The following is an 18,449-nucleotide window of genomic DNA, read 5'->3' as shown; positions in this document are numbered from 1 at the left end:
GGTCGCAAGACCTTAGGGCGGTAGCTCAATTGGCAGAGCAGCGGTCTCCAAAACCGCAGGTTGCAGGTTCGATTCCTGTCCGCCCTGCGCGTCAGCGTCAGCTGACTCGAACCGAGCAACAGGTGGGTTGAATGGTCCAGGATGAGCCGAACGGCGAGGTCGTCGCTGCCAGCAGCGGCGCCACCCGTGAGAAGAAGCTCAACTTCTTCCAGCGAATCGCCCTCTTCATCCGCCAGGTGGTCGCCGAGCTTCGCAAGGTCGTCACGCCGACTCGCCAGGAGCTGGTCAAGTTCACGCTCGTCGTCCTGGGCTTCGTCGTGGTGGTGATGGCCATCGTGTACGGCCTCGACCTGCTCTTCACCTGGGTCGTCGACGTCGTCTTCGGCGTACCGAGCTGACGACCGGACGACCATCCGTCGCGGTGACGGGCGGCATCCCGGGCAACCGGACGCACCCGCTGTCGCCGCTGAACATCGAAGCCGAACCTGCAGGGAAGTGAATCACGTGACCGAGAGATATGTGGACGACGCCGACTGGTCGACCGCCGCAGAGCAGTCCAGCGAGGACGACGAAGCCCAGGAGGGCAACGTCCTGGCGAGCCAGGAGCGTTCCGCCGAGTCCGCCGAGCACGCCGCCCTGCACATCGAGGATGACGAGCCCGTCGAGGACGAGCCGACCGGAGAGGATGCCGTCGTGATCGAAGACCCCGAGGCAGACCGCATCGTCAACGACGCGCTCGAAATTGACCAGGCCGACGAGGCCGAGGCCGCCGCCGAGGTGCTCACCGAGTCACTCGCCGACGAAGAGGAAGAGCGCGCCGCGGCAGCCGCCGACGAGGTGGCTCCGTACGACGGTCCCGAGCTCGGCGACGACGAGGACGAGACCTCCGACGACCCGTACGAGGCGTTCCGGCAGGAGCTCCGCTCCCTCGAGGGCAAGTGGTACGTCATCCACTCCTACGCCGGCTTCGAGCGCAAGGTGAAGGCCAACATCGAGCAGCGCAAGTCCACGCTCGAGGTCGAGGACGACATCTACCAGGTCGAGGTCCCGATGGAGGACGTCGTCGAGATCAAGAACGGCCAGCGCAAGATGGTCAACCGCGTGCGGATCCCCGGCTACGTGCTGGTCCGCATGGAGCTCAACGAGGACACCTGGTCCGTCGTGCGCCACACCCCCGGTGTCACCGGCTTCGTGGGCAACGCCCACAACCCGACGCCGCTGCGCTTCGAAGAGGCCTTCAACATGCTGAAGCCGCTCGTCGAGGCCAAGGAGGTCGCGCCTGCCAAGGGTGGAGCCGCTACGAAGGGCTCCGCCACGCAGGCCCGCTCGGTCATCACCGAGGTCGACTTCGAGATCGGCGAGACCATCACGATCAAGGAGGGTTCGTTCGCGGGCCTGCCCGGATCGATCTCCGAGATCAAGCCCGAGAGCGGCAAGCTCACCGTCCTCGTCTCGCTCTTCGAGCGCGAGACGCCGGTCGAGCTGTCCTTCGATCAGGTCACCAAGCAGTAAGCGCAGCATCGCGCGATGCGAAGGCCCCGCTCCGGCGGGGCCTTCGTCATGCCGGGGGATGCCGGATGCGGTAGACTCATGTGGTTTGTGCGCCGTTTCGTCGTGCGCGCAGACACCACCACGACCCGGATCCGCCGGGAGCGTGGGAGAACGAGGCATCCGCCTCGCTCGTGAAAGGAAGAGGAAATGGCACCGAAGAAGAAGGTGACCGGCCTGATCAAGCTTCAGATCAACGCCGGTGCAGCCAACCCGGCGCCGCCGATCGGCCCCGCGCTCGGTCAGCATGGCGTCAACATCATGGAGTTCTGCAAGGCGTACAACGCCGCGACCGAGTCGCAGCGCGGCAACGTCATCCCCGTCGAGATCACCGTCTACGAGGACCGCAGCTTCACGTTCATCCTGAAGACCCCGCCCGCCGCGGAGCTCATCAAGAAGGCCGCCGGTGTGGCCAAGGGTTCTGCGACCCCGCACACCACCAAGGTCGCGAAGCTCACCAAGGATCAGGTTCGCCAGATCGCCGAGACGAAGATGCCCGACCTGAACGCCAACGACATCGAGGCCGCCTCGCTGATCATCGCCGGCACCGCCCGTTCCATGGGCATCACGGTCGAGAGCTGAGGGGAACAGAACAATGGCTAAGTCCAAGGCTTACGAAGCAGCAGCGGCCAAGATCGACCGCTCCACGTTCTACTCCTCCGAGCAGGCTGTCGCCCTCGCCAAGGAGACCGGTTCGGCCAAGTTCGACTCGACCGTCGAGGTCGCGCTGAAGCTCGCCGTCGACCCGCGCAAGGCGGACCAGATGGTCCGTGGCACGGTCATCCTGCCCCACGGCACCGGCAAGACCGCCCGCGTCATCGTTTTCGCGACCGGTCCCGCCGCTGAAGCCGCTCTCGCCGCTGGTGCGGACGAGGTCGGTGGCGCCGAGCTCATCGAGAAGGTCGCCGGTGGCTACACCGCGTTCGACTCGGCAGTCTCGACCCCCGAGCTCATGGGCCAGGTCGGTCGCCTCGGAAAGGTCCTCGGACCCCGTGGCCTCATGCCGAACCCGAAGACCGGCACCGTGACCCCCAACCCGGCCAAGGCCGTCGAGGAGATCAAGGGCGGAAAGATCGAGTTCCGCGTCGACAAGCACGCCAACGTGCACTTCGTCGTCGGCAAGGCGTCCTTCTCGGAGGACCAGCTCAACGAGAACTTCAACGCCGCTCTCGAAGAGATCGTGCGTCTGAAGCCCTCGAGCTCGAAGGGCCGTTACATCCAGAAGGGCGCCATCTCGACCACGTTCGGTCCTGGCATCCCGCTGGACGTCAACGCTCTCGTCTGAGTCGTCCAGACAGCAAGGGGCTCCACCTCCGGGTGGGGCCCCTTCGTCGTTCCCGCCTTGATAGCGTCGTCGCGTGACCCGCGACATCCCGACGCTGTTCGGCATCGACGCCCCCATCGTGCTCGGGCCGTTCGGCGGTCTGTCCTCGGTCGCGCTGACCGCGGCAGTCAGCGACGCCGGAGGTCTCGGCTCGTTCGGCCTCTACGGCTACTCCGGCGCCCGCATCCGCGAGACGGCGTCCGCTCTCCGCGCCGCGACGAACCGCCCGTTCGCACTGAACCTCTGGCTCCCGACGGGTGACGAGGTCTCGCCCGCTGAGACGGACCTCGATGCCGCCCGGGTCGCCGTGGCGCCGCTTCTGGCGGCGGCGGGTGCGGCGGCGCCCGTCCTCCCCGATACCTTCCTCCCCGACCTCGGCGAGCAGCTCGAGGCCGTGTGGGATGCCGCCCCCGCAGTGCTCAGCGTCGTGTTCGGCGTGCCGGCGGCCGAGATCGTCGACGAGGCGCATCGCCGCGGCATCCGTGTCGTGGGAACCGCCACCTCGGTCGCCGAGGCCGCCGCGCTGGCGGAGGGGGGAGTGGATGCGGTCGTCGCCAGCGGCGCGGAAGCCGCCGGTCACCGGGTGAGCTTTCTGCGCCGGGCGGAGGAATCGCTCGTCGGCACGTTTGCGCTCGTGCCGCAGGTGGTGGACGCTGTGGACGTACCCGTCATCGCGGCCGGCGGCGTCGCCGACCGACGGGGCGTCGCGGCCGCGTTCGCGCTCGGTGCGGCCGGCGTCCAGGTGGGGAGCGCGTTCCTGCAGACGCGGCAGTCTGCGGCCTCCGACGCGCATCGGACGGCGCTGCGCGCAGCGGCCGATACGGACACCGTGCTGACGCGGGCGATGAGCGGGCGGTTGGCCCGCGGCATCCCGAATCGGGCCGTCCGGACCATCGAGGCTGCGGGCGCGATCGCACCCTTCCCGGCACAGAACTGGCTGACGGCCGCGTTCCGCACCGCTGCGCCTCACGACGCGGACCTCATCTCGCTCTGGGCCGGTCAGGCCGCGGGGTTGTCGCACCGGGGTGACGTGGGCGAGGTCTTCGCCGAACTCGCCGCGGGGCTTCCGCCGGCATCCCGCTGACACAGTCCGTCACCTGCGGGAATCATTCACGCGGATGCGTGTTGTACTGGGGGTCCGTGCGGGCCACAGCCTTCGCGTGCCTCCCCTTCCCCCTCACCAAGGAGACCCATGTCCCGTCGTCGTACCGCCGCCCTCGGAGCCCTCGCCCTCAGCGCCGTTTTGGCTCTGACCGCCTGCTCCTCGAGCTCGAATGCTCCCGGCGCCGGTGGTGACGACCTCGGTCTCGCCAAGGGCGGTACGTTGACCGTCGCGACCGAGGGCACGTACCGTCCGTTCACTTACCACGACGAGAGCGGCAAGCTCGTCGGCTACGACGTCGAGATCATCGAAGCCGTCGCGAAGAAGCTCGACCTCAACATCGAGTTCAAGGAGACGCAGTGGGACGGCATCTTCGCCGGGCTCGACGCGGGTCGCGTCGACGTGATCGCCAACCAGGTCTCGATCAACCCCGAGCGCGAGGCGAAGTACCTCTTCAGCGAGCCGTACACGGTGTCGCCGAGCGTCGTCGTGGTCAAGGACAGCGACGACTCGATCTCGAGCTTCGCCGACCTCGAGGGCAAGAAGACAGCGCAGTCCCTCACGAGCAACTTCTACAAGCTCGCCGAAGAGGCCGGTGCCGACGTCACCCCGATCGAGGGCTGGGCGCAGGCTGTCGAGCTGCTGCGCCAGGGCCGCGTCGAGGCGACTGTCAACGACAAGCTGACCTTCCTCGACTACGAGAAGACCGACGGTCCCACTGGGCTGAAGATCGCCGCCGAGACCGATCCCGCCAAGAGCGCCGTCGTCACGACCAAGGGCAAGAAGGCGCTCATCGAGAAGATCGACGGTGCGCTGGACGACCTGCGCGAAGATGGAACCCTCGCGAAGATCAGCGAGAAGTACTTCGGGGCCGACGTCACCGAGTGACATTCGTGTCGACGGGCTCGGCGCGGCGCGGTAACGCGACCGCCGAGCCCGTTCCCTGTTCTGCGAAAGGATGCCGGTGGACGCCGATACATGGCAGTTGATCCTGACCTCGTTCTGGCCGATGTTCAGCGCCGGGATCACCGCGACGATCCCGCTGGCGCTGATCTCCTTCGCGCTCGGACTGGTGCTTGCGATCACGGCCGCCTTGATGCGGATTTCGGGCAACCGGCTTCTCTCCGGCGTGGCGCGTGTCTACATCTCCGCCATCCGCGGTACGCCGCTGCTCGTGCAGATCTTCGTGATCTTCTACGGTCTGCCGCAGATCGGTGTCCTGATCAATGAGTACCTCGCTGCAGTCATCGCCCTCTCGCTGAACGTGGGCGGATACGCCGCTGAGGTCGTGCGGGCGGCGATCCTGTCGGTGCCGAAGGGGCAGTGGGAGGCGGGCTTCACCGTCGGGCTCTCGCGGGCGACGGTGCTCCGGCGCATCATCCTCCCGCAGGCGGCCCGCGTCTCGGTGCCGCCGCTGTCGAACACCTTCATCTCTCTCGTGAAGGACACGTCGCTGGTGGCCCAGATCACCGTCGCGGAGCTCTTCCTCTCGGCGCAGCGCATCGCCGCCTTCACCTCGGAGTTCCTCGTCATCTACATCGAGGCGGCGTTCATCTACTGGCTCTTCTGCCTCGTCCTGTCCTTCGGCCAGGACCGCATCGAACGGAGGCTCGACCGCCGTGTCGCACACTGACGCACCCCTTCTCGCCGTCACCGGGCTCCGCAAGTCGTTCGGCGACAACGTCGTCCTCGACGGCGTCGACTTCTCCGTCGCGCCCGGGCAGGTCGTCTGCCTGATCGGCCCCAGCGGTTCGGGCAAGACGACGGTCCTCCGCTGCCTCAACGGCCTCGAGACCCCCGACGCCGGTGTCGTCGCCTTCTCCGATGGTCAGCGTCACGACTTCGCACAGCCTCTCAAGGGCCGCGCGGCCAAGCTCGACCGCGCGGCCCTCCGCGACCGGTCCGCCATGGTGTTCCAGCAGAACAACCTGTTCCCGCACCTCACCGTGCTCGAGAACGTGATCGAAGGTCCCGTGCACGCCCACGGTGCGTCGAAGGATGCCGCGACCGCAGAGGCCGAACGGTTGCTGGGTCGCGTGGGACTCGCCGAGAAGCGCGATGCGTACCCGCACGAGCTCTCCGGCGGTCAGCAGCAGCGTGTCGGCATCGTCCGGGCGCTCGCCCTCGCGCCCGACGTGCTCCTGTTCGACGAGCCGACGAGCGCGCTCGACCCCGAGCTGGTCGGCGAGGTGCTCCTCGTCTTGAAGGAGCTCGCCGAGGAGGGGTGGACGATGGTCATCGTCACGCACGAGCTGGCCTTCGCGCGGCAGGTGGCGGACGAGGTCGTGTTCTTCGACGACGGCGTCATCGTCGAGCGCGGGCATCCGCGCGACATCTTCACCGCGCCGACGAACGAGCGCACGCGGCGATTCCTCGACCGCATCCTGCGTCCGCTCGAGGACTGAGCCTCAGGCGTCGCGCCGGATCTCGAACCCGTCCTCGTCCGTGACCGGCGTCAGCTCGGTCATCGCGACGTGGTCCACGACCGCTCCGCGCGGGCCGGTCGCCGCCCACTCCACCACGGACTCGACGGCGGCGGCATCCCCCTGCACCTCGGCTTCGACGGAGCCGCCTGCGAGGTTCCTGACCCATCCCGTCGCGCCCGCGCCGCGAGCGATGTGCTGCAGGGAGTAGCGGAACCCGACGCCCTGGACGATGCCGCGGACGACCAGACGGATGCGCCGCATCACGCCTCCGTCACGCTGAGGACGACCTTGCCGCGGACGTGACCCCGCTCGACCTCGCGGTGCGCGTCCGCGGCGTGGGCGAGGTCGAAGACCTTGTCGATGTAGACCTGGATGGCGCCCGAGTCGAGCAGCCGACCGAGGGTCGCCAGCACCGACCCGTCGGGCACGACCTTGTACGTCGTCGCGCGCACGCCGGCCGAGGCGGCGGCATCCGCGTAGCCGTCCCATCCGCCCGTCGGGACCATGATGTACAGGCCCCCGGGCCGCAGGACGCCGAGAGAGCGGGCGCCCGTGTCGTCGTGGACGTTGCCGACGAGGTCGATCACGACGTCCATGTCGCCGACCACGTCCTCGAACCGGGTCGTCGCGTAGTCGATCGCGACCGACGCCCCGAGTTCGCGCAGCCACCCGAGGTTGCCCTCGGATCCCGTCGCGGTGACATGGGCTCCGAAGTAGGCGGCCAGCTGCACGGCGAAGTGGCCGACACCCCCGGATCCGGCGTGGATGAGAACCCGCTGACCCTCATGCGCGTGAGCGGTCTCGACGACCAGTCCCCAGGCCGTGAGCGCGGCCAGGGGGACCCCGGCGGCCTCGACGTGCGACAGCGACGCGGGCTTGCGGGCGACGGAGAGCGTCGGCACGACCACGTACTCCGCGTAGGTCCCGCCCGACCGCGGGAAGGGGACCATGCCGAAGACCTGATCACCCGGTTGCAGGGGGTGAGCTTCGAAGGGGCTCTTCACGACGATGCCGCTGAAGTCGAACCCGAGGGTCGAGGGATACTCGGGGATCTGCCCCGAGACGCCCCGGCCGGAACGCGTCTTCGCGTCGATGGGATTCGTGCCGGCGGCGACCACGCGCACGAGCAGTTCGCTGAGAGCCGGCTCGGGGACCGGGATGTCGGCTTCGCGCAGGACCCCGGCATCGCCCGGCCCGTCGTACACGACGGCGCGCATGGCAGCGGGGGGAGCGGTCACCTCGACGATGTCGCTCGCGGTGGGGGTTGCGGATCGCAGTGGCCGGAATCGCATCGGCGGCTCCTTCTCACCAGCGCTCGACGGCGGGCGCTCTAGGTGCTCGGTGGATGACCAGTCAACCTCGCCATTGTCTCGGCGGTGTTACGTCGGCATCACCGGGGCAAGAAGCCCGGGGCGGGGCCTAGGTGAGAGATCTGCCGTCGGGCCGCGATCCGGCGACCAGGGCGTGCAGGAGGTGTGCGAGGTTCTCGATGTCCTCGACGCGCCAGTCGCTGAGGGCCTCGAGCAGTGCCCCCTCCTGCGGGCCGCGTGCATCCGCGAGGCGCTCGTGACCGTGCGCCGTGGCGGACAGGAGGCTGGAGCGACCGTCGGTCGGGTCAGGGGTGCGCTCGATGAGGTCCAGATCGGCCAGCTCCCGGACGGTGCGACTCAGCTGGCCCTTGTCGACCGCGAGCATCTCGGCAAGAGCGGACTGCGTTACAGGCTCGTGCCGCGCGATCGTCGTGAAGACCTTGTACGCACCCGGCAGCATGCCGGGGCTCACCCGGTTCGCGTTCTCGGTGATCCGGCGGCGGAACAGGGCGATCAGATCACTGAACTCACCCTCGAGGGCGCGCACCGCCAGGGTGCGCGCCTCTCGATCGGACTGCGTAGACATCTCGGCCATATTATCGGCGGGTCGGCGCCTCGGCCTCGGAGCGGGCGTCGGTGTCGACGTCGGAACCGGTGACGGGCACGGTGCCGGTGGCGGTGATGCCGTCCATCCCGGCGGGGACCGAGACGGTCGCGAGGTCCGCCTCCGACGCGTTGCGACGCTCCGAGGTGGTCATCGTGCTCAGCGACCGATTCGGCAGGAAGATCACCGCGATGATGCTCAGGATGCCGAAGGGCACCGCGATGAGGAACGCGGACGAGATCCCCTGGGCGTAGATGTCCTCGACGATGACGCGGAGCTGGTCAGGCATCTCCGAGACACGGGGGAGCGTTCCCGAGCTGAGCTGCTTTCCCCACGGCGCGCCGGCCGGGCCGAGCGCGGTGAGCGCCGCGACGATGCGATCCTGCGCGCCGGTGAACAGGTCGGTGACCCGCGATGCGAGGGCGGCGCCCATGAGTGAGACGCCGATCGTGCCGCCGAGGCTGCGGAAGAAGGTGACTCCCGAGCTCGCAACGCCGATCTCGCTCGGCTTCGCGCTGTTCTGGACCGCCAGGACGAGGTTCTGCATCGTCATGCCGACACCGGCGCCGAGCAGGAACATGTACACCGACACGAGGAAGAAGTCGGTGTCGTAGTGGATGGTCGACAGGAGGGCGGCGCCCGCGGTCAGGAGGATGCTGCCCACCACGAGGTACGGCTTCCAGTGTCCGTAGCGGGTGATGAGGGCTCCGACGCCGACGGAGGAGAGCAGCAGACCCGCGATCATCGGGATCGTCATGAGGCCCGCCTCGGTCGGGGTCGCGCCGCGGGCCATCTGCATGTACTGGCCGAGGAAGACCGATGCACCGAACATCGCGATGCCGGTCGCGATCGAGGCCACCACCGCGAGGGTGAACGTGCGGTCGCGGAAGAGGGTCAGCGGGACGAGCGGCTCCGAGCTGCGGAGCTCGACGATGACGAACAGGATCGCGGCCAGGACGGCGCCGCCGACCATGAGGATCGTCTCGGTGCTCCACCAGTCGTAGCTGCGGCCGGCGTTGGTGACCCAGATGAGCAGGAGCGAGACGGCGGTGGAGAGGAGGACGATGCCGATGTAGTCGATCTTCGGTCGGCGCGAGGATGCGGCAGAAGCCGGGATCGTGCGCTGCACCATGATCAGGGCGGCGACGGCGACAGGGAGCGAGACGAAGAAGTTCCAGCGCCAGCCGAACCCGTCGGTGATGACACCGCCCAGGAGAGGCCCGCCGACCGTGGCGACGGCCATGACGGCCCCGAACAGGCCCATGTAGCGTCCGCGCTCGCGCGGGCTGATGATGTCGGCCATCAGCACCTGGCTGAGGGCGGCGAGGCCACCGGCGCCGACGCCCTGCGCGGCGCGGAAGGCGATGAGCGTGCCGGGGTCCTGCGCGAATCCGGCGGCGGCGGTCGCCAGCACGAAGATCACGAGGGCGATCTGGTAGAGCGTCTTGCGGCCCATGAGGTCGGCGAGCTTGCCCCAGATCGGGGTCGAGATCGCGGTGGTGAGGAGGGTGGCGGTGACGACCCAGGTGTAGGCGCCCTGGTCGCCGTTCAGGTCGTGGATGATCACCGGAAGGGAGGTCGATACGACGGTCGAGGCGATCATCGAGACGAACATGCCGAGAAGAAGGCCCGACAGGGGGGCGAGCACCCGACGCCGGGTCGGAGTGGTGGTGGTCATGTACAGCTCCAGATGGTTGACTCACATCAAAGATTGAGAGAAGTCAACTATATGCTGATGATTGATCCGTGTCAACTATCTGCAGCGCGTGACGTACGGGCGCGCCGAGAAGGCGGACCGCAGCTCCGAGATCGCGTTGCGGTCAGTCCGCGAGGGCGAGCGCGCGGAAGATGTCGCGCTCGCGCAGCTGCTCACGACGACTGACCGGTGCAGGCTGCTCGCGTCGCGGCGGGGTGTTTCCGGTGGTGCGGCGGTACAGCTCATCGATGAGGGACGTCGCCAAATGCACGAGCGCGCCGATCTCGGCCTCATCCCGGTCGATCCACGCGCAGCGCGGCTCGTCCCGGAGAGGCACGAAGTCCTGGTGCTCCTCCCACACGACGAGCGTCCGCTCGGCGCCGAGGACGTGCTGCTGCCACCACACCTGACGCATGTAGGTGCGGGGGATCGACTTCCAGATCTTGTTGGTCGTCTTGATCTCCGCGAGAACGACACGGCCCCCGGCATCCACCATGATCCCGTCAGGGGTCGCGAGGTGACGCTTCTCGACCTCGGCGTGGAACAGGGCGGACGAGGGCAGGATGCCGTGGGTCGCCGCCACCCACGCGGCGATCTCGGGCTCGCGGCGTCGGCCGTGGTCGGTGTAGGCGTTGCCGCTGAATCCCGACCCGTTGAGCTTGGCCTCGGCCGCCCGGGCGATGGCGCGCTCGCTCGTGAGCGACGCGACGTCCGTGGCGGTGATCCCGCGGGAGCGAGCCCGCATCCACGCGACCCGGTCGCGGGAGTCCGCGACGATCCGGGCAGCGAGTTCGGGAGTCACCCGTCGATCCTAAGTCGCCCCTCCCGCAGGCTCGCCCCGACCCGCCGGATGCCGACGGCGATGATGCTCACGCCCTCAGTGACGTCGAGGCGAGGACGTCGTGCGAGAGCGCGTGCTCGATCGCCAGCATCCCCGCGCCCAGAACGCCGGCGTCGGCGCCCGTCGCGGACTGGACGATCGACAGATGCGCCGTCGCCAGCGGGGCGGATCGGGAGTACACGACCTCGCGGATGCCGGCGATCAGGTGCTCTCCGACGCGGGCCATCGACCCGCCGACGGCGATCACCGAGGGGTTGACCAGGCTGACGCAGGTGGTGAGGACCTCCCCGATGTCACGGCCCGCCTGCCGGACGGCCTGGATGGCTTCCACGTTTCCCCGCTTGACGAGTTCGACGACGTCGTTCGAGGTGCGCGCGTCGACGCCGATCGCGCGCAGCCCGCGCGCGATCGCCGGTCCCGAGGCGAGTGCCTCGAGGCAGCCCCGGTTGCCGCAGGTGCACGGCACATCGCCGCCGCGAGCCACATGAACGTGGCCGATGTCGCCGGCTGCGCCCTGGGCGCCCCGCCTGAGCTGCCCATCTGAGATGAGTCCTGCGCCGATCCCCGTCGCGATCTTGACGAAGAGCAGATCCTCGACTGAGGGCCATGCCGCGGCGCGTTCGCCGAGGGCCATCGTGTTGACGTCGTTGTCGACGAGGACGGGTACCGGGAGGTGTTCCTGGAGGCGGCCGGGGATGTCGAACCGGTCCCAGCCGGGCATGATCGGAGGGTTGGACGGCCGGCCGCTCGAGTGCTCCACGGGTCCGGGCACGCCGATGCCGATCGCCGCCACCGAGGCATCGTCGCGACCGACCTGCGCAAGGAGCCGTCGCGCGACGTCGAGCAACCACGCGAGCACCGAGTCCGGGCCGTCGGCGATGTCGATGGGCTCCGACGACTGCGCGAGGACCACTCCGGCCAGGTCGCTGACAGCGACCGTCGCGTGGGAGGCCCCCAGATCCGCGGCGATGACGACCCGGGCTGCCGGGTTGAGGGCGAACTGGGACGGAGGGCGACCGCCCGTAGAGACCTTGTCCGCCACCGCCGTCACCAGACCCATCCGCATGAGCTCCTCGACGCGCGCCGCGATCGTGGACCGTGCGAGACCCGTCGACTTGGCGAGTTCGGCACGGGTGCGGGGTGCCCCGTCGCGGAGCAGCTGGAAAAGCTCGCTGGCTCCGGGAGCCAGGGCGGGGGAGTCGGTCATCGGATCATCTCTTCCGGGTCCTGCGATCGGGCGCACGCCTCGACATCCGTCGATTCTCCACCGCCGCGCTATGTCTGACGTGCATGTGACCTCGTCGGCCTGCGGCGCGTGTGGCGTCAGGAGGTCCGGCCGGCCGGTCGCGCGAACCGCTGCTGCAGCAGCACGGCGATGACGATGATGACGCCCTTCGCCACGGCCTGCACCGACGACGACATGTTGTTCTGAACGAAGACGTTGGTCAGGGTGGCGAAGATCAGGACGCCGAAGACGGTCCCCGTCACGGTGCCCCGGCCGCCGATGAGGAGCGTTCCGCCCACCACGACCGCCGCGATCGCATCGAGCTCGAGGAGTTGCCCGTTGACCGACGCTCCCGCGGTCGTGCGCCCGAGGATCATGACGCCGGCGATTCCCGCGCACAGGCCCGAGATCGCGTAGAGGTACATGACGTGGCGCTTGACGTTGATGCCGGCCAGGCGTGCCGCCTCGCGGTTGCCTCCGATGGCGACGGTGCGGCGACCGAAGATGGTCCGGTTCAGCAGCACCCAGCCGAGGACCGACACGACCAGGAAGATCCAGATGAGCATGTCGACTCCGAGGATGTCGAGGTTCATGAACGTGATGAACTCGCGCTGTCCGCCGACCTGCAGCGTCCTGCGGTTGGCGAGGATCTCGGCGAACCCGCGCGCCCCGACGAGCATGGCCAGAGTGGCCATGAAGGCGACGACGTTGCCGTAGGCGATCACGATCCCGTTCAGGAACCCCGCGAAGACGCCGACCGCGAGGGCGACGATGACCATCACGATCCAGTGGGTCTGGTCTGCGAGGTCCTGGACGGCCGCCAGCGCTCCGACGACCGATGCGAGGCCCAGGACGGACCCGACCGAGAGATCGATTCCGCCGGCGATGATGACGAGCGTCATGCCGATGCTGATCACGCCCACGATCGACGCCTGGCGCAGGATCACCATGATGTTCGACAGGCCGAGGAAGGTGTCGGGGGCGGATGCCGCGCCCACGATGACGAGGACGAGCAGCGCGAGCACCAGGCCCATGTTGCGTCCGACCGACCCTGACAGGACGCGGCGCCAGAGGGGTGCGTCCTCGACCGTGACGGTCGACGTGGTCGGAGGTGCGTCGGTCGAGGTCAGCGGGGTGTCCGCCCCGGCGGTGGTCTGCTCGCTCACGCGGCGGTTCCTTTCATGACGAGGTCGAGCACGCCGTGCTCGTCGATCTCGGAGGACGGAAGGGTGGAGAGGATGCGGCCCTCCGCGACGACGAGCACGGTGTCGACGAGGCCGATCACCTCCTCGATCTCGCTGGAGACCACGACGACCGCGTTGCCCTCGGCTGCCAGTCGGCGGATGAGGGCGTAGATCTCGGCGCGCGCGCCGACGTCGACGCCGCGGGTCGGCTCGTCGAGGAGGAGGACCCGCGTTCCGTGCACGAGCCAACGGGCGAGCAGGATCTTCTGCTGGTTGCCGCCCGACAGCGTGCGTGCGGGCCGGTCGGGGTCGGCGGGTCGGAGCTCGAGCGCCTCGATCTGTTCGCGAGCCGCGGCGCGCTCGCCGCGGAAGTCCAGAAAGCCACCGCGCGAGAACCTCGACATCGACGGCAGGGTCACGTTCATCGCGATGGGTTCGTCCAGGACGAGGCCTTGGCTCTTGCGCTCCTCGGGGGAGAGCCCCACCCCCGCCGCGACGGCGTCGACGACGGAGCCCCGGCGCAGGGGCCGGTCCGCGACGGTGACGGTGCCGGAGGTCGCGCGGCGGGCGCCGTAGACGGTCTCGAGAATCTCGGATCGTCCCGATCCGACGAGGCCGGCGAGACCGACGACCTCGCCGGCGCGCACCTGGAAGGTCACGTCCTCGAACACGTCGCGCAGCGACAGGTCTCGGACGTCGAGGACCACCGGGGCGTCGGCGGCGGGCGGGGAGGACGGCGGGAAGACGTTCGCGACGTCGCGCCCGGTCATCAGGCGGATCAGATCGGGTGTCGGCGTGTCGGCGACGGCGAGTCCTGTCGCCGTCGTCCGGCCGTCCTTGAGGACCGTGATGCGGTCGCCGATCTGGCGGATCTCCTCGAGGCGATGGGTGATGTAGACGACGGCGATCCCCGCCGCCGTCAGCTCGCGCACCACGCCGAACAGGTTCTGCACCTCGTGGCTGTCGAGGACGGCGGAGGGCTCGTCCATGATGATCAGCTTGACCTCGTGGGAGAGCGCTCGCGCCATCGCGACGATCTGCTTGTTGGCCGCGCTCAGCTGCCCGACCTCGGCGTGGGGCGAGAGGGATTTGTGACCGAGTCGTCGCAGCAGCTCGCGGGTCCGCCGCGCCGCCTCGCCCCGTCGGGTGAATCCGCCGCGGGAGAGTTCGTGGCCGAGGAAGATGTTCTCGGCCACCGTCAGCCCGTCGACGACGTCGAGCTCCTGGTACATCGTCGCGATGCCGAGGGCGAGACCGGCATCCGGGTCGGGGATGTCGACGATCGCGCCGTCCCACCGGATCTCTCCTGCGTCGGGTCTGTGCACGCCAGCGAGGGTCTTGATCAGGGTGGACTTGCCGGCACCGTTCTGTCCGAGGATGCAGTGCACTTCGGCGGGGCGGACGTCGAGGTCCACTCCGCGCAGGGCGCGGACACCGGCGAAGGACTTCGTCACTCCTCGCACCTCGAGTAATGACGGTTCATGGTCATCTTTGATCACGTCGCGAACATAACATGCGCGTCTAGCCTTTGGCGAGGGGCACAGCGCCGAGATATCAGCAGTCTCTCCGAAGCATCTCGCCCGAAATTCCACCATTTACGCTCAGGATTTTGGCGCCGGTACTTCTGACGATAGAAAAACAAAAGTTGACGGACACGACATCCGTTCTGTTATGTTCATCCCGTCAGCGCTGACCCTCCTCGTGTGCGTTCTCGAGGCCGAGAGGTGCGCTGGTCGCTTCACACCAGAGCTGCATCACATTCAAGGAGGAAGACATGCGCTCACGCATGACGGCGCGCACGCGCCTCATCCTGACCGGCGTCGCCGCCGCCGCTTCGGTCGGCCTGCTGGTCGGCTGTACGGGGACCGGAGCCGACGAGAACGGTGCCGAGAGGCAGGGCACCACGTCGGAGGAGAACGCGGAGAGCGGGGACACCGTCACGATCGGGTTCTCCGGTCCCGCAGCCGACCACGGCTGGCTCGGCGCCATCAACTCCGGCGCCGCAGACGCCGCCGCGAGCTTCGACGACGTCGAGCTGAAAACGGCGGAAGGAACCAACGACCCCATCGCGCAGATCGCCGCCGTGGAGACGTTCGTCAACGACAAGGTGGACGCCATCGTCCTCCTGCCCACCGACGGTGCGGCCCTGACCGAGGCCGCGATCGCCGCCATGAACGCGGGCATCCCCGTCATCAACGTCGACCGCGAGTTCTCGAGCCCCTTCGCGGCCCGGGCCACCGTCCTCGGCGACAACTACGGCATGGGAGTCTCTGCGGGCACCTACATCTGCGAACAGCTCGACGGGAAGACTGACGCCGTCGTGGCCGAGATCGCCGGCATCGATTCGCTACCCCTCACGCAGGACCGGTCGCAGGGGTTCGCCGACGCGCTGAAGGACTGCGGACTCGACGTCTCCGCCCGGGTCGCCGCCGACTTCACGGTCGCCGGTGGCGAGTCCGCGGCATCGCAGCTGCTCTCGGCCAACCCGAAGATCGACGCCATCTGGAATCACGACGACGACCAGGGAATCGGCGTCCTCGCCGCCATCGCCTCCGCGGGCCGCGACGAGTTCTTCATGATGGGCGGCGCGGGCAGCAAGGCGGCCATGGAGGCCATCGAAGCGGACGACAGCGTCCTCAAGGCGACCGTCATCTACCCGTCCACGCAGGCTGCGGATGGCGTGGCGTTGGCCCGTCTGATCGCGCAGAGCAAGACCCTCGGGGACATCGTGACCCCCGGCATCCCGAACCGGATCGTCCTCGACGCGCCGGTCGTCACGAAGGAGAACGTCGACCAGTACATCGACCTCGCCTTCGAGTGATCACCACGGGGGCGCCCGGTGCGTGGGCGCCCCCACCTTCTTCGAGAGGACACCGTCATGACGACAAGGCTCCGGGTCGCGATGATCGGCCACGGCTTCATGGGTGCCGCCCATTCACAGGGCTGGCGGGTCGCGCCGAGGTTCTTCGACCTGCCGCTCGACCCCGTCCTGCACGTCGTGACCGGCCGCGACGCCGGGTCGACGGCGGCGGCGGCGGCCAAATGGGGCTGGGCGGAGTCCTCCACCGACTGGCGCGCGACGATCGCCCGGGACGATGTCGACGTGGTCGACATCGTCACCCCCGGTGACACCCACGCCGAGATCGCGATCGCCGCGCTCGCGGCGGGCAAGCACGTGCTCTGCGAGAAGCCGCTGGCCAACTCCGTCGCCGAGGCCGAGGCGATGACACAGGCCGCGGCTCGCGCCGAGGCGCGCGGCATCCGTTCGATGGTGGGCTTCACCTACCGGCGGGTGCCGGCGGCGACGTTCGCCCGCGACCTGGTCGCCGCGGGTCGACTGGGCGACATCCGTCAGGTGCGCGCCGAGTACCTGCAGGACTGGCTGATGGATGCCGAGGCACCGATGACCTGGCGACTCGACAAGCAGAAGGCCGGCTCGGGCTCGCTCGGCGACATCGGCGCGCACGCCGTAGACCTGGCCGAGTTCATCACGGGACAGACGGTCGACAGCGTGTCCGGCATCGTCGAGACGCTCGTCCACGAACGGCCGCTCCTGGGTGAGGGCATCGGGCTGTCGGGGACCGCGAGCGCCGAGCGCGGACGGGTGACCGTCGACGACGTCGCGCTGTTCACCGGCCGGCTCAGCTCCGGGGCCCTCGCCTCTTTCGAGGCGACCCGGTACCGGACCGGGCGCAAGAACGCCCTCCGGGTCGAGGTGTCCGGCACCCGCGGCGCATTGGCCTTCGACCTCGAGCGGCTGAACGAGCTCGAGTTCTACGACGCGACCGCCGCCGAGACCGAACTCGGCTTCCGCCGCATCCTCGTCACCGAACACGGTCATCCCTACCTCGAGCCGTGGTGGCCCACGGGACACATCCTCGGATACGAACACGGGTTCTCGCACCAGGTGCGGGACTTCACCACGGCTATCGCCGAGGGGGTCGCGCCTCGACCGTCGTTCGCGGACGGTCTCCATGTGCAGCGCGTCCTCGACGCGGTGGAACGCAGTTCGGCGGCGGGCAGTCGCTGGGTGCCGACGAACGACTGACCCGCGGGGCGACCCGCATCCACGAAAGGATCTGCAATGGCGCGACCGATCACCCTGTTCACCGGCCAGTGGGCCGACCTGCCGTTCGATGAGATCGCGCGCCTCGCCGGGGAGTGGGGGTACGACGGACTCGAGATCGCCTGCTGGGGTGACCACCTCGACGTCTCCCGCTGGGACGACGCGGAGTACGTCCGGAGTCGTCGGGACATCCTCGAACGCAACGGCCTGCAGGCGCATGCGATCGCGAACCACTTGGGCGGGCAGGCGGTCTGCGACGATCCGATCGACCAGCGGCACCGCGACATCCTCTCCGACCGGGTGTGGGGTGATGGCGAGGCCGAGGGGGTGCGGCAGCGTGCGGCCGAGGGGATGAAGGACACCGCCCGGATGGCGGCGAAGCTCGGCGTGAAGATCGTGACCGGGTTCACGGGGTCGTCGATCTGGAAGTACGTCGCGATGTTCCCGCCGGCATCCCAGGACATGGTGGATGCGGGCTACGAGGACTTCGCCGCGCGTTGGAACCCGATCCTCGACGTCTTCGACGAGGTCGGCGTGAGGTTCGCCCACGAGGTGCACCCATCCGAGATCGCCTACGACTACTGGACGACTCACCGCGCGCTCGAGGCCATCGGGCACCGCGAGGCGTTCGGACTCAACTGGGACCCGAGCCACATGGTGTGGCAGGACCTCGACCCCGTGTCGTTCCTGTGGGACTTCCGCGACCGCATCATCCACGTCCACTGCAAGGACACGAAGAAGCGACTCGGCAACGGTCGGAACGGTCGGCTGTCGTCCCACCTCGCCTGGGCTGATCCGCGGCGCGGGTGGGATTTCATCTCCACGGGCCACGGCGACGTGCCGTGGGAGGACGCCTTCCGCATGCTGAACGCGATCGGGTACACCGGTCCGCTCTCCGTCGAGTGGGAGGACGCGGGCATGGACCGCCTGGTCGGCGCCCCCGAGGCTCTCGCCTTCGTTCGGCGGCTGTCGACCTACGAGCCGTCCGCCGCCGCCTTCGACGCCGCGTTCAGCACGCGCTGAGCGCTCGCGAGCGGGCGCAGCGCCGGGGCCCGAGAGCGCGCGGTCCTGTCGAGCGCGTCGGCTGTGGCGCGGCATCCGCCCTCGCTTTCGGTACGGGGAC

At 68.8% G+C, this 18,449-nt stretch carries 19 protein-coding genes and 1 tRNA gene; 12 read left to right on the top strand and 8 right to left on the bottom strand.

What is annotated here, in order from left to right:
- The first annotated feature begins 14 nt into the window (after window positions 1-14).
- The 9 genes from BLR68_RS10005 (at window position 15) to BLR68_RS09965 (ending at window position 6,379) form a co-directional block, all read left to right on the top strand.
- A tRNA-Trp gene (locus BLR68_RS10005) sits at window positions 15-87 on the top strand.
- Window positions 88-131: 44 nt separating this feature from the next.
- Window positions 132-398: a preprotein translocase subunit SecE gene (gene secE, locus BLR68_RS10000; protein WP_018186958.1), complete on the top strand. Its 267-nt coding sequence runs from the start codon at window positions 132-134 to the stop codon at window positions 396-398.
- Window positions 399-504: 106 nt separating this feature from the next.
- Window positions 505-1,512 (top strand): transcription termination/antitermination protein NusG, encoded by a 1,008-nt coding sequence (nusG, locus tag BLR68_RS09995; protein WP_026302872.1) that lies wholly within the window; start codon window positions 505-507, stop codon window positions 1,510-1,512.
- A gap of 186 nt (window positions 1,513-1,698) precedes the next feature.
- On the top strand, window positions 1,699-2,130 hold the full coding sequence (gene rplK, locus BLR68_RS09990; protein ID WP_018186960.1) for a 50S ribosomal protein L11: 432 nt from the start codon (window positions 1,699-1,701) through the stop codon (window positions 2,128-2,130).
- Window positions 2,131-2,143: 13 nt separating this feature from the next.
- Window positions 2,144-2,833 (top strand): 50S ribosomal protein L1, encoded by a 690-nt coding sequence (gene rplA / locus BLR68_RS09985; RefSeq protein ID WP_018186961.1) that lies wholly within the window; start codon window positions 2,144-2,146, stop codon window positions 2,831-2,833.
- Between the two features lie 73 nt (window positions 2,834-2,906).
- Window positions 2,907-3,956 carry an NAD(P)H-dependent flavin oxidoreductase gene (locus tag BLR68_RS09980; protein WP_018186962.1) on the top strand — a complete coding sequence of 350 codons (1,050 nt, stop codon included), beginning with the start codon at window positions 2,907-2,909 and terminating at the stop codon, window positions 3,954-3,956.
- A gap of 108 nt (window positions 3,957-4,064) precedes the next feature.
- Window positions 4,065-4,862, top strand: coding sequence for an amino acid ABC transporter substrate-binding protein (locus tag BLR68_RS09975; protein ID WP_018186963.1), 798 nt, complete (start codon window positions 4,065-4,067; stop codon window positions 4,860-4,862).
- Between the two features lie 76 nt (window positions 4,863-4,938).
- Window positions 4,939-5,607, top strand: coding sequence for an amino acid ABC transporter permease (locus BLR68_RS09970; protein ID WP_018186964.1), 669 nt, complete (start codon window positions 4,939-4,941; stop codon window positions 5,605-5,607).
- The gene (locus BLR68_RS09965; protein ID WP_018186965.1) at window positions 5,594-6,379 is read left to right on the top strand and encodes an amino acid ABC transporter ATP-binding protein; all 786 of its coding nucleotides are present in this window, start codon (window positions 5,594-5,596) and stop codon (window positions 6,377-6,379) included. The genes BLR68_RS09970 and BLR68_RS09965 overlap by 14 nt, the downstream gene beginning before the upstream one ends.
- A gap of 3 nt (window positions 6,380-6,382) precedes the next feature.
- Here the strand turns inward: BLR68_RS09965 and BLR68_RS09960 are convergent, their stop codons facing one another.
- The 8 genes from BLR68_RS09960 to BLR68_RS09925 form a co-directional block, all read right to left on the bottom strand.
- Window positions 6,383-6,661 (bottom strand): acylphosphatase, encoded by a 279-nt coding sequence (locus BLR68_RS09960; protein ID WP_018186966.1) that lies wholly within the window; start codon window positions 6,659-6,661, stop codon window positions 6,383-6,385.
- Window positions 6,661-7,692, bottom strand: a complete 1,032-nt coding sequence (locus tag BLR68_RS09955) for an NADP-dependent oxidoreductase (protein ID WP_018186967.1) — start codon at window positions 7,690-7,692, stop codon at window positions 6,661-6,663. The genes BLR68_RS09960 and BLR68_RS09955 overlap by 1 nt, the downstream gene beginning before the upstream one ends.
- Before the next feature lie 127 nt (window positions 7,693-7,819).
- Window positions 7,820-8,305 (bottom strand): MarR family winged helix-turn-helix transcriptional regulator, encoded by a 486-nt coding sequence (locus BLR68_RS09950; RefSeq protein WP_018186968.1) that lies wholly within the window; start codon window positions 8,303-8,305, stop codon window positions 7,820-7,822.
- A gap of 1 nt (window position 8,306) precedes the next feature.
- Window positions 8,307-9,992, bottom strand: coding sequence for an MDR family MFS transporter (locus BLR68_RS09945; RefSeq protein ID WP_018186969.1), 1,686 nt, complete (start codon window positions 9,990-9,992; stop codon window positions 8,307-8,309).
- 142 nt (window positions 9,993-10,134) lie between these two features.
- Entirely contained in the window at window positions 10,135-10,812 is a 678-nt protein-coding gene (locus tag BLR68_RS09940; RefSeq protein ID WP_018186970.1) for a YqaJ viral recombinase family protein, read from the bottom strand.
- 67 nt (window positions 10,813-10,879) lie between these two features.
- Window positions 10,880-12,058: an ROK family transcriptional regulator gene (locus BLR68_RS09935; protein WP_018186971.1), complete on the bottom strand. Its 1,179-nt coding sequence runs from the start codon at window positions 12,056-12,058 to the stop codon at window positions 10,880-10,882.
- A 116-nt stretch (window positions 12,059-12,174) separates the two neighbouring features.
- On the bottom strand, window positions 12,175-13,242 hold the full coding sequence (locus tag BLR68_RS09930) for an ABC transporter permease (RefSeq protein WP_018186972.1): 1,068 nt from the start codon (window positions 13,240-13,242) through the stop codon (window positions 12,175-12,177).
- Window positions 13,239-14,714: a sugar ABC transporter ATP-binding protein gene (locus BLR68_RS09925; protein WP_018186973.1), complete on the bottom strand. Its 1,476-nt coding sequence runs from the start codon at window positions 14,712-14,714 to the stop codon at window positions 13,239-13,241. The genes BLR68_RS09930 and BLR68_RS09925 overlap by 4 nt, the downstream gene beginning before the upstream one ends.
- A gap of 320 nt (window positions 14,715-15,034) precedes the next feature.
- Between BLR68_RS09925 and BLR68_RS09920 the strand changes: the two genes are divergently transcribed.
- The 3 genes from BLR68_RS09920 (at window position 15,035) to BLR68_RS09910 (ending at window position 18,349) form a co-directional block, all read left to right on the top strand.
- Window positions 15,035-16,081, top strand: coding sequence for a substrate-binding domain-containing protein (locus tag BLR68_RS09920; RefSeq protein ID WP_018186974.1), 1,047 nt, complete (start codon window positions 15,035-15,037; stop codon window positions 16,079-16,081).
- Between the two features lie 81 nt (window positions 16,082-16,162).
- Complete coding sequence (locus BLR68_RS09915; RefSeq protein WP_018186975.1) at window positions 16,163-17,308, top strand: Gfo/Idh/MocA family protein; 1,146 nt, start codon at window positions 16,163-16,165, stop codon at window positions 17,306-17,308.
- 36 nt (window positions 17,309-17,344) lie between these two features.
- Window positions 17,345-18,349, top strand: a complete 1,005-nt coding sequence (locus BLR68_RS09910) for a sugar phosphate isomerase/epimerase family protein (protein WP_018186976.1) — start codon at window positions 17,345-17,347, stop codon at window positions 18,347-18,349.
- The last annotated feature ends 100 nt before the right edge of the window (window positions 18,350-18,449 follow it).

Source organism: Microbacterium sp. 77mftsu3.1, assembly GCF_900100525.1.
In the GTDB taxonomy this organism is placed as follows: Bacteria; Actinomycetota; Actinomycetes; order Actinomycetales; family Microbacteriaceae; genus Microbacterium; species Microbacterium aquilitoris.
Note: the sequence above shows the minus strand (reverse complement) of the source record. Positions and strands in the feature narration are given on the sequence as shown.

Excerpts from the sequence above, each read along its gene's own strand:
- secE (WP_018186958.1), top strand. The coding sequence starts at position 132 with ATGGTCCAGGATGAGCCGAACGGCGAGGTCGTCGCTGCCAGCAGCGGC.
- rplK (WP_018186960.1), top strand. The coding sequence starts at position 1,699 with ATGGCACCGAAGAAGAAGGTGACCGGCCTGATCAAGCTTCAGATCAAC.
- rplA (WP_018186961.1), top strand. The coding sequence starts at position 2,144 with ATGGCTAAGTCCAAGGCTTACGAAGCAGCAGCGGCCAAGATCGACCGC.
- BLR68_RS09975 (WP_018186963.1), top strand. The coding sequence starts at position 4,065 with ATGTCCCGTCGTCGTACCGCCGCCCTCGGAGCCCTCGCCCTCAGCGCC.
- BLR68_RS09960 (WP_018186966.1), bottom strand. The coding sequence starts at position 6,661 with ATGCGGCGCATCCGTCTGGTCGTCCGCGGCATCGTCCAGGGCGTCGGG.
- BLR68_RS09955 (WP_018186967.1), bottom strand. The coding sequence starts at position 7,692 with ATGCGATTCCGGCCACTGCGATCCGCAACCCCCACCGCGAGCGACATC.
- BLR68_RS09950 (WP_018186968.1), bottom strand. The coding sequence starts at position 8,305 with ATGGCCGAGATGTCTACGCAGTCCGATCGAGAGGCGCGCACCCTGGCG.
- BLR68_RS09945 (WP_018186969.1), bottom strand. The coding sequence starts at position 9,992 with ATGACCACCACCACTCCGACCCGGCGTCGGGTGCTCGCCCCCCTGTCG.
- BLR68_RS09935 (WP_018186971.1), bottom strand. The coding sequence starts at position 12,058 with ATGACCGACTCCCCCGCCCTGGCTCCCGGAGCCAGCGAGCTTTTCCAG.
- BLR68_RS09920 (WP_018186974.1), top strand. The coding sequence starts at position 15,035 with ATGCGCTCACGCATGACGGCGCGCACGCGCCTCATCCTGACCGGCGTC.
- BLR68_RS09915 (WP_018186975.1), top strand. The coding sequence starts at position 16,163 with ATGATCGGCCACGGCTTCATGGGTGCCGCCCATTCACAGGGCTGGCGG.
- BLR68_RS09910 (WP_018186976.1), top strand. The coding sequence starts at position 17,345 with ATGGCGCGACCGATCACCCTGTTCACCGGCCAGTGGGCCGACCTGCCG.